This is a genomic window from Neptuniibacter sp. QD37_11 (assembly GCF_047778105.1).
Lineage (GTDB): Bacteria > Pseudomonadota > Gammaproteobacteria > Pseudomonadales > Balneatricaceae > Neptuniibacter.
The window spans coordinates 3,400,365-3,412,429 of sequence record NZ_CP180552.1 but is presented as its reverse complement, the minus strand read 5'-3'; the positions used below and the strand labels follow the sequence as shown (position 1 = coordinate 3,412,429).

Genomic DNA, 12,065 nt, shown 5'->3' with positions numbered 1-12,065 from the left:
TCCTTTCAAAATGTCGGATCAATTCTGGACGGTTTTGCACTAACTCGGTGTTAGTTTTTTCTTGTTTGCTGCACTGCGATAAAGCAGATGCTAAATTAGGCGATTTAAAAATGTGCAAATTAAACATTTTTATCGGTTTTTGAGCCGAATTTGCCGAAATTACGCTTATTGGCATAGGCATTGCTCCAGCACTCGCAGTCATTTTGTGAGTTAGGAGTAAACAATGAAACAACTGCCCTCTAAGTTGTTGTTAGCTACGGCTACCGCAGCTATTTCTACCCCTTCAGCCTATGCCGCTGAGTCTATTGCCGAAGCGTTTCAGAATGGTGAAACCTCAGTTAGCTTCCGTCTTCGTTATGAAGATGTTGAAGATGATTCTGCTGCTGAGGATGCAAATGCTCTGACGTTAAAGTCTCGATTAACCTTTAAAACAGACGAATTCAAATCTGTATCTGCATTGGTTGAAGTGGATGATGTTACTGAGCTGGATGATGTTGAGTACAACGACGGCGTCAATGGCATGGGAACGAAAACTAAAATCGTCGATCCTGAAGGCACAGAAGTAAACCAAGCGTATTTAGCATTTACCGGTCTATCTGATACCACTGTAAAGGTTGGTCGCCAGCGTATCCTTCTAGATAACCAGCGTTTTGTTGGTGGTGTAGGTTTCCGTCAGAACGAGCAGACTTACGATTCCCTGTCGGTTAAGAACAGTTCTCTAACTGATACAGATGTGTTTTACGCTTACATCAATGATGTCCATGGCATTACAGGGTCCGATAGCAAACATAAGACACACTTACTCAACGTAAAATATAAAGGTCTGCCATTTGGTGCGTTAACAGGTTACTACTACAACTTTGAGGAAGATAAAGTAGATGGCTATGACTTAGATACTTACGGTGTCCGTCTTAGCGGTTCTCAAGATGCGGGTAATACCAAGCTGCTTTATACCGCAGAATATGCCACTCAGGATCAAAACAATGGTTCGAAGCCGGATTACTACTTGCTTGAAGGTGGCGTGAAGGTTTCTGGTGTAACTGCCAAGCTGGGCTTTGAAGTTCTTGAAAGTGACAATGATAAAGGCTTCAACACACCACTAGCGACTAAGCATAAGTTCCAAGGTTGGGCTGATCAGTTCTTAGCGACACCAACAGATGGTATTGAAGATCTATATGTCAGTGTCGGTACTAAGTTAGCAGGTGTTAAGCTGCTTGCGGTTTACCACGACTATGAAGCAGAAGATAGCGGTGCTGATTTAGGTTCAGAGTTGGGCTTCCTTGCAGCTAAAAAGTTTGGCAAAAATTACGGCCTAAGTCTGAAATATGCTGACTATGATGCAGGCGATACCAAAGATGATAAGAGTAAATTGTGGCTAACAGCTACAGCTAAATTCTAAAGCTGTATTTCAGCTGCCCGAGTAGTGACGGGTGAGAAGAGATAGGGCGATCCCCTCTCGCGCTATCAAAAAAGAAGCCGCCATATTGGCGGCTTCTTTTATTGTATTGAAGTGATAGTTTTTTACAGTTTGAACTTCTGTACCATAACCTCTAGCTGTCCTGCGAGCGTATTCAGTTCATGGGCAACTTGGTTCAGTTTACCGGCACGAGATGAAGTGTGCTCAGCAGTCTGAGCGATCTCATGTACGCTGGATTCAACGCTACTAGCCATCTCAGTCTGCTCTTTAACGGATGATGAAACCATATGGTTCATATCGTTAATCGCACGAACCTCTTCGGCAATTTTGATCAGCGCATCCGATGTTTCCTGTACTTTAGCGACACCAGCTTCTGCACTTGCATGAGCCTGATCCATAACGGATACCGCATCACGCGCATCGTTTTGCAGCTCTTCGATAATCGCGTTGATCTCTTCAGTCGAGTTACGAGTTTTACTTGCCAGGGTACGAACCTCATCGGCTACCACTGCGAAGCCTCGACCTTGCTCTCCGGCACGGGCCGCCTCGATTGCAGCATTAAGCGCCAACAGGTTGGTTTGCTCAGCAATTTTCTGAATAACTTCTAATACGGTACCGACACTTTGGCTTTGTTCATCCAGTTTGTTGATAACGCTCAGTGCACGGTCAATATTGCTCTTCAGGGAATCAATGGCATTGATCGCTTGCTGAGTAATTTGGGTGCCTTCCTGACTTTGTTCAAGGGCAAGATCAGATGCTGATACCGTATTTTCAGCACTGGCTTCAACGCTCTTAGTGGCTGCTTCCATCTGCTCCATAGCAGAAGCGACAGCACTGGTTTGTATCTGTTGATTATTAACCGCGCTATTTGCCATATCAGCGATGTCATTAATAGAAGTACTGGAGGTACTCAATTGATGAACGGTAGAGCTCACTTTGCTGAGGCTGGAGTGGAAATCTTCCAGCATAGTGTTCAGTGATGTCGACATCGTGCCGATTTCATCTTTGGAATTCACATCTATACGAAGTTTAAGATCAGAATTTTTATGAATGGTGTTGATCGTTTTACCCATACGTTTAACTGGACGTACCACTAGGTGTCCTAGCAACAAGCTAATTAGTATTAAGCCGATAATAAACAGCACTAGCTCGGTTAATGCTACGCTGATCAAGTTAGCACGAATGGTGTTATCAAGATTTTCAAAAGAGTAGGTGACACGTACAGCACCTAATACATCACCTTCAGCGGTTTGGTGGCACAGTAAGCAATTAGTACCTTTATAGTCAGGCAGTGCTTTCATTGGCGTGACAACAGTTAGGCGGTGGCCTTTTTCATCATCAATCTCTTCAATAACCTGTTCACCTTGCATCGCGCGTTTATCTAGATCATCAACAACTTTGGAGTCTGCGGTGCCGGGCCCATAAACTTTAGAGATACTGTCGGCACGGATGATACGAGCTTCTAATACGTCTGGGTTAGCAAGGATCTTTTTCTGTAAGGTTTCGCGGTTAGACATAGCGCCGCTCAGCATCAGAATATTGATACTGTCAAAGTAGGAATCAGCCGTTTCAGTGGTTGTACGTTGTACAACTTCAGAAACTAATTGTGTTTCACTACGGTAAATCGCGGTTAGAGAGCTAACCAGGATAATCAGGAACACTACTGCTAGAGAAATGTTTACCTTTGTTTGAATTGATAGGCCATCCAATTTCACACTTCAGCTCCCGTCATTAGTGACGTCATTTTTATAATAGTGGTTAGCATAGTCAGTAACTCATCATAAGGCGAAGCTGATATTACACACAAGCCTAAGGTGCTTTGTTCTTTCGATGTAGATCAATAAAACGCTATTTTTGGATGCTGGTTCAATAAATAAAACAGAGATGGATGGGAGTTCACTTATTTAAAAATGATAAATGGGTGGGTTTCCGCCAATTTTTCTGGCCGCTTTAATCTCATCTTAAAACACGTGTTTAACCTGTGTCTCAATGTTTATAGGCGCTACAGGGCTTTAGGAAAAATATTTTTAACAGTTGGCCCTAACTTTGCTCCTAGTGTCATGAGTTCAGAAAGTTCTGTGACGCCTAAAAACAGAAAGCGCTGAATTTCAAACAAAACAAACATAATTAAATTCAATTAAACAGGAGATGCACAATGCGTTTACTGACCGCTGCGGTAACTTCCCTTGCACTAACTCTAGGAGCACAAGCTGCTGTTGCAGCCCCAGTAGAAATTAAGTTTTCTCACGTGGTTGCTGAAAACACACCAAAAGGCCAGATGGCTCTTAAATTCAAAGAGCTAGTAGATGAGCGTCTAGCTGGCAAAGTTGAAGTTAAAGTATTCCCTAACTCCCAGCTATTTGGTGATAACAAAGTTTTGGAAGCGATGTTGCTAGGTGATGTGCAGATGGCTGCGCCTTCTCTATCTAAATTCCAGAAGTTCACTAAAAAGCTTCAGATCTTCGATCTGCCTTTCCTGTTTAAAGATATGGCTGCTGTAGAAAAATTCCAAAACAGCCCTGATGGTCAAAAACTACTAGGTTCTCTTCAGAGCAAAGGTCTAGTGGGTCTAGGTTACCTACACAATGGTATGAAGCAGCTTTCTGCAAGCCAAGAGCTGAAAGTACCAGCTGACGCTCAAGGTAAAAAATTCCGTATCATGACATCTGACGTACTACAGGCTCAGTTTGAAGCTGTAGACGCTGTTCCACTGAAAAAGCCTTTCTCTGAAGTATTCACACTTCTACAGACTAAAGCGATCGATGGTCAGGAGAACACTTGGTCAAACATCTACTCTAAGAAGTTCTTCGAAGTTCAGCCTTTCATCACTGAATCTAACCACGGTGTACTGGACTACCTAGTAGTAACTTCTGCTGAGTTCTGGATGGGTCTTGATGCAGATCTGAAAGTTGAAGTTAAGAAAGCTCTAGACGAAGCGATCAAGCACGGTAATGGCATCGCTGCTGAAAAAGCTGCGTCTGATAAGCAGAAAATCATCGATTCTAAGCGCTCTCAAGTTGTGAGCCTAACTGACGCAGAGCGTGCTCAGTGGGTTGAAGCAATGAAGCCTGTATGGAAGCAGTTTGAAGATGAGATCGGTGCTGATCTGATCAAAGCTGCTGAAGCAAGCAACTAATATCACGTCACTTAACCGGGTGGGCTTTGCCCGCTCGGTTATGTTCAGAGGAGAACGATTAACGGCGCTAGCCGTAGGTTGTCCTGTGAATATCTCCTTTTGAAAAAACCTATTAACGACGTGAGTCGCTAGGGGAGCTGTATATGGTTCGTAATCTTGTAACAAAATTGGAAGAGGGCTTTTTATCCCTGCTTCTAGTTTCAATGACATTACTGGTATTTGCTGAAGTGGTAGCGCGCTTTGGTTTTAACGCCGGTATCCATTGGGCACAGGAAGTGACCCTTTTACTCGCTGCATGGTTTGTACTCTTTGGTGCTTCTTATGGTGTCAAAGTAGGTGCCCATATCGGCGTGGATGTTTTTGTAAAACTGATGCCTGAAAACACGCATCGGTTAGTCACTTTGGTTGCTGTTGGCCTGTGCTTGGTTTACTGCGGACTGTTCTTGTATGGCTCTTGGATCTACATCAGCAAGATGAAGATGATCGGTATCGAGCTGGAAGATCTTCCGGTACCGAAATGGATCCCAATGAGTATTTTGGTGATCGGTTTTGTTCTATTGATCATTCGCTTCTTAGAGCTGGGCTGGAAAGTTCTAACTAAAGAAGCTGATGGCTTCCACTTCGCAGATGAAGCAGAAGAGTCAATGGAGATCGCTAACGAGTTGAAAGGCACCGCTTTGGGCGATCCTAATGACAGCCAAAATCAAAAAAAGCAGGAGGATAAATAAATGACTATTGCTGTACTGTTTATCACTCTGTTTGGGTGCATGATCATCGGTATGCCGATTGCTATCGCATTGGGCCTATCTTCTGTAACCACTATTTTGTTGTTCTCAAATGACTCGCTTGCATCGATTGCATTGAAACTGTTTGAGGCGACTTCAGAACATTACACGCTACTAGCGATCCCGTTCTTCATCCTGTCCTCTGCGTTCTTGTCTACCGGGGGGGTAGCAAAACGTTTGATTAACTTCGCGGTTGATACCGTGGGTCATATCCGAGGCGGTCTGGCGATGGCGTCGGTAATGGCGTGTATGCTATTTGCTGCGGTATCTGGTTCATCTCCAGCAACAGTGGCAGCGATCGGTACTATCTGTATCGCGGGTATGGTGCGTTCTGGTTACCCACAGTCTTTCGCTGCTGGTGTAATCGCGAATGCGGGTACTTTGGGTATCTTGATCCCACCGTCTATCGTAATGCTGGTATACGCTGCGGCGACTGAAGTTTCGGCTTCACGTATGTTTATGGCGGGTTTCATCCCGGGTCTAATGATGGGTCTGATCCTAATGATCGCTATCTACATCGTTGCGCGTGTTAAAGGTCTCCCATCTCAGCCGTTCCCAGGTTTCCGCGCGTTGGCTAAGTCTGGCCTAATCGCGATGGGTGGTTTGATGCTGATCTTCATCGTACTAGGTTCTATCTACGGTGGTGTGGCATCTCCAACGGAAGCGGCAGCAGTAGCTGCAGTATACGGCTATTTTATTGCGGTAATGGGTTACCGTGATATTGGCCCGATGAAAGGTGTGCCATGGAAGAAAGATGGCGAGAACCTAATCACTGCTGCTATTCGTAATGCGCTACAAATGCTTTGGGCGCTACCAAAATCTGTTAACGATCCAGAAGTACGTAAAGTACTGATCGATGCGTCTAAAGTGTCGATGATGCTGCTATTCATCATTGCTAACGCAATGTTGTTTGCACACGTTCTTACGACAGAGCGTATTCCACACACGATTGCAGAGCAGATTCTAGCTTGGGGTCTACCAGCCTGGGGCTTCCTGATCGTAGTAAACATCTTGCTACTGATTGCGGGTAACTTCATGGAGCCATCAGCGATCCTATTGATCATGGCGCCGATCTTGTTCCCAATCGCAACGCAGCTAGGTATCGACCCAATTCACCTAGGTATCATCATGGTTGTAAACATGGAGATCGGGATGCTCACCCCACCGGTGGGACTCAACCTCTTTGTAACCGCCGGGATAACCGGGCAGAACATGGTCTGGGTTATCAAGGCCTGCCTACCATGGCTATGCCTACTGTTAGGCTTCTTAATGCTTATCACTTATGTGCCGCAGATCTCTCTATTCCTACCGGAATATATCGATCACTTGAAAGGCTATTAAGTTTTACCGAATCAACCTCACTCAAGGGGGGAGCTTCTCCCCCGTTTAAACTGTTGATTAGTGCTTTAACCACCGCTCGCGGTGGTTTTTTTTGTCTTAAATTTGGGCTCTATCGCTGGCGAGGGTATAATCGCCGCATCTAATGCATTGGTTATAAAAGAGACAGATAGAGTGATTGGTTATATAGCAGCGCTATGGGGTATCAGCGGTATTTTCCTGTTAATAGGCAGCGCGATCTATCGTCTTAGCGATATAGGTCTACAAACCTTTAACTATGATCTCTCTTGGTATCACTGGGCGGCATTAGCATTTAGCGTGATCTTTATGGGTTTTGCCGAAGGCTATCGCGGCTTTCAACAAGCGTGGTCACCGCGTGTGGCGGCTCGAATTCTGTATCTTTCTCAGAATGTCTCTCCGGTCCGTTTTGTCTTTGCGCCCCTGTTTTGCATGGGATTCTTCTCGATCGTTCGTAAACGTATGATCGTTACTTACTGCCTAACGCTGGGCATCATCTCTATGGTCTTGCTAGTACATCAACTAGAGCAGCCATGGCGCGGCATTGTTGACCTTGGCGTAGTTACTGGTCTGATCTGGGGCCTAACTTCACTGCTGCTTTTCTCTATAAAAGCGTTCTTTAGCGAAGGGTTTGAGCACTCGCCAGAGATGCCTTAAAGCGACTAGCCTGTTGCTAGACGCTGCGCTTGTTAGTGGCTAGGAGGGAATCATGGCTGATGGCTTTGTCTTGGATTTTACAGTTTATTCAGCAGCCCCAACCGTTTCCTGCTTCTTATCCACGCGTTTAGCCAGTCTTCATCAAGCACAACTGCCGCAGCTATTCGCTGAGGGTTTTATCTCTGTCGATGGCCAGATTGCTTCTACAAACCAAGCCCTAGCAGTAGGGCAGCAGATAGTTGTATCCCTGCCAGATCATTATGAAGAGCCTATTGATACCCATTGGCGCAAACTCTGGGAAGACGACGAAATTCTAGCTGTATTTAAGCCCCATCTGCTGCCTGTGAGCCGTACCACTCGAAATTTATATGACACGCTAATCTCTCTTGTTCGTCGTCAGACAGCCTATGAGGATGCGCACCTGTTGCATCGTCTTGATACCGAGACCGCAGGCATCATTCTGCTAGCCAAAAACAAAGTGGCGGATAAAAAGTGGAAGCCGCGTTTAGATAAACTGATCAGCAAAAAAATCTATCACGCTTGGGTAGAGGGCATTCCTGAATGGGATGAACTCAGCTACGAATGTGAGCTATCGGAAAAAGTTGGTAGCCCGATTCGCAGTCAGATGTATGTGGTGGACCAAGCCGAATCAGACTTGTACCCCAAGCCTAAACAGAGCCAAACTTTGTTTCGGGTCTTGCGAAAGGACGAGGGTAAAAGCTTGATTGAGTGCGAGTTAATTACCGGAAGGAAACACCAAATTAGGGCGCATTTAGCACATCTAGGCCACTCGATTATTGGCGATAAGATTTATTCCAAAGGTGGTCAGTATTATTTGAAACGGTTGGACAAAGAGTTAGGGAATGCAGATTTTGCAGAGTTAGGTTCTGAGTATCAGAGGCTGACTGCGGTAAGGGTGGACATTAACCCTGATGACCAGTCAGTGACCATCAGGGTTGATAGCAGGGATTAACCTAAGAACAGCTTATAAGCTGCGTTATCAGTTTCTTCCCAGTAGTTGTAGCCGATCTCTTCCAAGAAAGTGCCCACTTGATCACGTTCAGCTTCAGGCACTTGCATACCTACCAATACGCGACCGTAAGCGGCACCGTGGTTGCGGTAGTGGAACATTGAGATGTTCCATTTTCCACCCAACTTTTTCAGGAAGTTCATCAGTGCGCCTGGGCGCTCTGGAAATTCAAAACGGTAGATCACTTCGTTTTCCAGCGTTGCTGGCGCATGACCACCGACCATATAACGGACGTGAATTTTAGCGATCTCGTTTTCGCTTAGATCTTCAACTTCGTACTCTTTTTCACGTAGTTCGCTGACCACTTCTTCGCGGCCATCACCACCGGCTTTTAGCTGAATACCTGCAAAGACGATAGCATTGCTATCATCGCTATAGCGGTAGTTAAACTCAGTGATATTGCGGTTGCCTAGCGCTGAGCAGAACTTTTTAAAGCTACCCGGTTTCTCAGGGATGCGTGCGGCGATAATCGCTTCACGCTGTTCACCGAGTTCGGAACGTTCAGCGATATGACGCAAACGGTCGAAGTTTACGTTGGCGCCCGAGTCGATTGCGATAAGCGTTTTATCGCTGATCTCTTCACGAGCAACATACTTTTTCATACCGGCAACGCCTAGTGCACCTGCAGGCTCGCAGATAGAGCGAGTATCGTCGTAGATATCTTTAATCGCAGCGCAGATCTCATCCGTTGATACAGTAATGACATCATCAACGTATTTCTTCGCTACTTCAAAAGTGTTTTCGCCGATGATTGCTACAGCAACACCGTCGGCAAAGATGCCCACCTGATCCAAAGTGACACGCTTACCTGCATCCAACGCGGCTTTTAGGCACGCAGAATCTTCGGATTCTACGCCGATAACCTTAGTTTCAGGGCGAAGATATTTAACGTACGCAGCAATACCAGCAACGAGGCCGCCGCCACCAACTGGGACAAAGATCGCTTCGATTGGGCCGGATTCCTGACGTAGGATCTCCATTGCAACCGTGCCTTGACCCGCGATGACATCGGGATCATCAAAGGGGTGAACGTAAGTCATGCCCTTTTCTTCAACCAGCTTCTGAGCGTGAGCCGCTGCATCGTCGTAAGCATCGCCGTGAAGTACCACTTTGCCGCCAAGACGACGTACGTTGTTCACTTTTACGTCCGGCGTAGTTTTTGGCATGACGATGGTCGCTTTAACACCTAAGTGTTTCGCGGACATTGCTAAGCCTTGAGCGTGGTTACCCGCGGAAGCTGCAACAACACCACAAGCGCGTTCTTCCTCGGTGAGCTGCGATAGTTTGTTATAAGCGCCGCGCAGCTTGAAGGAGAACACAGGCTGTTCATCTTCACGCTTTAGCATAATTCGGTTATTCAGACGCTCAGAAAGACCTTTTGCTTCATCCAGTGGAGTTTCGATCGCCACGTCGTAAACGCGGGCCTCGAGGATTTTTTTGATATATCTATCTGGCATGATATTTCGCCTAATGTTTCGTCTGAATAAAAGTAAGCGGGAAATGGTAAAGGGAAACGCCCTGTTACGTCTACAATAGGTCACTAAAGCTGCGTATAATTTAGCGTAATTCTTACATATTTTAGTGAAAACCCCGGTTGTTTTCCGACATGCATAAAACAGGTGCCTAACATGACCCAGGACGAGATGAAAAAAGCAGTTGCTGAAGCTGCTGTGGAGTACATCAAACCTAAACTAAATGAAGACAGTATTGTGGGTGTGGGCACAGGTTCTACTGCCAACTTCTTCATTGATGCTTTAGCTGAAATTAAGCACTTGTTCGAAGGTGCAGTAGCGAGCTCTGAAGCTACAGCTGAACGCTTAAAAGGCCACGGTATCGAAGTGTACGACATGAACTCTGTTGCTGAGATGGAAGTGTATGTTGATGGTGCTGACGAGTTCGACTCTGGTCTGAACCTTGTGAAAGGTGGTGGCGGTGCCCTAACGCGCGAAAAGATTGTTGCGGCAGTTGCTAAAGAGTTTGTTTGCATCGTAGATAGCACTAAGAAAGTCGATATTCTTGGCGAATTCCCACTACCTGTAGAAGTGATCCCAATGGCTCGCTCTCAAGTAGCGCGTGAATTGGTAAAACTAGATGGTATGCCAGAATGGCGTGAAGGCTTCACGACTGATAACGGTAACGTGATTCTAGACGTTCACGATATGGAGATCATGAATCCTAAACAGCTAGAAACTCAGCTAAACAACATCGTCGGTGTTGTAACTAACGGCTTGTTCGCCAACCGCGGTGCTGACGTTGTATTGATGGGTACGCCTGAAGGTGTAGAAACTATCAAGCTTTAATGCATTTGCTAGCGTCTAGTAGTTAGACGCTGCGCTTGCTAGAAAAAAAACCTGCCTACGGCAGGTTTTTTTGTTTAAGGATCTTTTCGCGTCGAGTGCTGAATATGTTGATAGCGGAAGGATAGACTTTGACCAAAACGTACGCCTTCAAACTCTCTCGCACAGACATTCGAAAAACCAGAAACCTCACCCTTCAGAGTGCCATCTGCATTTAATTTAATATCACGTAGATGTACTTCCTGCCCTTTAAATAACAACGCGACTTCAATCGCTGTACGCGCAATGCGCTGTTCCGGGCTTTCCGATTGTGCAGCATTGGTATTTGGTGGTGTAGGCCCAACTAGATCAAAGCCTAGAGTATCGGCATCGGTGGTTTTCATGGTGTTACATCTTGTTTATTTATCTTGAGCTGCAAAGACTACCATTAGCCTGAGATACATGGAATTAAGCTGAGCGTTATTGGTCACAGGGCAAGAGTTTACTTTTTATACGGGCTAGTTAATGAAGCTATTACCCCTCTCAGATATACATCTAGAAATTATTACTAACGGCGAAGAACTACATATTCCAAATACGATTGCAGATATGATCCTGTTTTTAGGCGATATAGGTACCGGAGAGCAGGGGATATGTTGGGCAATTGAGCAATGTGAACGCTTAGGTATAAAGGGGCTCTATGTGCCAGGAAATCACGAGTATTACGGTCATGACATAAATCAGCTTGATAAGAGGCTACGAACAGTCGCTGCTGGTACTTTGGTGAGTCTACTCAATTGTGATGAGTTGATCGTGGGCAACTATCGCTTTTTAGGCTGCACTTTATGGAGTGATTTTTCCGCTTACGGAGATACTTCGAGTAACTTAGCGGTAGTGAAATCTCGTATTAAGGATTATCGAAAAATACATATATCGTCGAGCAATGCAGAAAAACGCTTTTTTACCCCCAAGGATGCGTTAGCAGTTCATCAAGCACATAAAGCTTGGTTGCTTGGAAAATTGGTGGAACCTTTTCACGGCAAAACGGTACTACTGACTCATCATGGAATATCGAGAGAGTGTCAGCATCCGCAATTTGCTGTAGATGAAGTTGCTGGAAGTTATTGGTCTGCACTTGAACCTCTGTTTAAAGGTAAAATAGAGTTGGCTTGTTTTGGACACACTCATGCCAACCTAGATCAACAGTCTAAGGCCGGATTTCGTATGGTTAGTAATCAGATGGGATATCGGCGGCGCTTATCTGATCCGCCTGAATGCTCTGATTTTACATTCAAGAAGGTCATAGATTTATAAAACGAAGGGTTAAATTATATGTAACCTGAAGGAGGCCTTATCGATGTTTATAAATCTTCAGAGGCTTACCGTTACGCTTGCCTAAATTCTCCAC

11 protein-coding genes are annotated in these 12,065 nt (G+C 45.4%); 8 read left to right on the top strand and 3 right to left on the bottom strand.

Annotated elements, in window-relative coordinates:
- Window positions 1-223 precede the first annotated feature (223 nt).
- Entirely contained in the window at window positions 224-1,399 is a 1,176-nt protein-coding gene (locus ACMXYT_RS16155) for an alginate export family protein (protein WP_415911674.1), read from the top strand.
- A 122-nt stretch (window positions 1,400-1,521) separates the two neighbouring features.
- Here ACMXYT_RS16155 and ACMXYT_RS16150 read toward each other — a convergent pair whose 3' ends face one another.
- On the bottom strand, window positions 1,522-3,132 hold the full coding sequence (locus ACMXYT_RS16150; protein ID WP_415899493.1) for a methyl-accepting chemotaxis protein: 1,611 nt from the start codon (window positions 3,130-3,132) through the stop codon (window positions 1,522-1,524).
- Between the two features lie 440 nt (window positions 3,133-3,572).
- Between ACMXYT_RS16150 and ACMXYT_RS16145 the strand changes: the two genes are divergently transcribed.
- From ACMXYT_RS16145 to ACMXYT_RS16125, 5 genes are all read left to right on the top strand, one after another.
- Window positions 3,573-4,553 carry a TRAP transporter substrate-binding protein gene (locus ACMXYT_RS16145; RefSeq protein WP_415899492.1) on the top strand — a complete coding sequence of 327 codons (981 nt, stop codon included), beginning with the start codon at window positions 3,573-3,575 and terminating at the stop codon, window positions 4,551-4,553.
- Between the two features lie 143 nt (window positions 4,554-4,696).
- Window positions 4,697-5,281 carry a TRAP transporter small permease gene (locus tag ACMXYT_RS16140; protein WP_415911673.1) on the top strand — a complete coding sequence of 195 codons (585 nt, stop codon included), beginning with the start codon at window positions 4,697-4,699 and terminating at the stop codon, window positions 5,279-5,281.
- The gene (locus ACMXYT_RS16135; protein WP_415882816.1) at window positions 5,282-6,679 is read left to right on the top strand and encodes a TRAP transporter large permease; all 1,398 of its coding nucleotides are present in this window, start codon (window positions 5,282-5,284) and stop codon (window positions 6,677-6,679) included.
- 171 nt (window positions 6,680-6,850) lie between these two features.
- Window positions 6,851-7,351: a hypothetical protein gene (locus ACMXYT_RS16130; RefSeq protein ID WP_415889606.1), complete on the top strand. Its 501-nt coding sequence runs from the start codon at window positions 6,851-6,853 to the stop codon at window positions 7,349-7,351.
- Window positions 7,352-7,403: 52 nt separating this feature from the next.
- Window positions 7,404-8,324 carry an RluA family pseudouridine synthase gene (locus ACMXYT_RS16125; RefSeq protein ID WP_415911672.1) on the top strand — a complete coding sequence of 307 codons (921 nt, stop codon included), beginning with the start codon at window positions 7,404-7,406 and terminating at the stop codon, window positions 8,322-8,324.
- On the opposite strand, the gene ilvA is transcribed toward ACMXYT_RS16125, so the two are convergent.
- On the bottom strand, window positions 8,321-9,838 hold the full coding sequence (gene ilvA, locus ACMXYT_RS16120; protein ID WP_415904669.1) for a threonine ammonia-lyase, biosynthetic: 1,518 nt from the start codon (window positions 9,836-9,838) through the stop codon (window positions 8,321-8,323). The two genes, ACMXYT_RS16125 and ilvA, sit on opposite strands and share 4 nt — an antisense overlap.
- A gap of 171 nt (window positions 9,839-10,009) precedes the next feature.
- On the opposite strand from ilvA, the gene rpiA reads away from it, so the two are divergent.
- The gene (gene rpiA / locus ACMXYT_RS16115; RefSeq protein WP_415897153.1) at window positions 10,010-10,681 is read left to right on the top strand and encodes a ribose-5-phosphate isomerase RpiA; all 672 of its coding nucleotides are present in this window, start codon (window positions 10,010-10,012) and stop codon (window positions 10,679-10,681) included.
- 74 nt (window positions 10,682-10,755) lie between these two features.
- Here rpiA and ACMXYT_RS16110 read toward each other — a convergent pair whose 3' ends face one another.
- The gene (locus tag ACMXYT_RS16110) at window positions 10,756-11,061 is read right to left on the bottom strand and encodes a hypothetical protein (protein ID WP_415911671.1); all 306 of its coding nucleotides are present in this window, start codon (window positions 11,059-11,061) and stop codon (window positions 10,756-10,758) included.
- Between the two features lie 121 nt (window positions 11,062-11,182).
- Here ACMXYT_RS16110 and ACMXYT_RS16105 point away from each other — a divergent pair, with 121 nt between their 5' ends.
- Window positions 11,183-11,971 carry a metallophosphoesterase gene (locus ACMXYT_RS16105; protein WP_415911670.1) on the top strand — a complete coding sequence of 263 codons (789 nt, stop codon included), beginning with the start codon at window positions 11,183-11,185 and terminating at the stop codon, window positions 11,969-11,971.
- The last annotated feature ends 94 nt before the right edge of the window (window positions 11,972-12,065 follow it).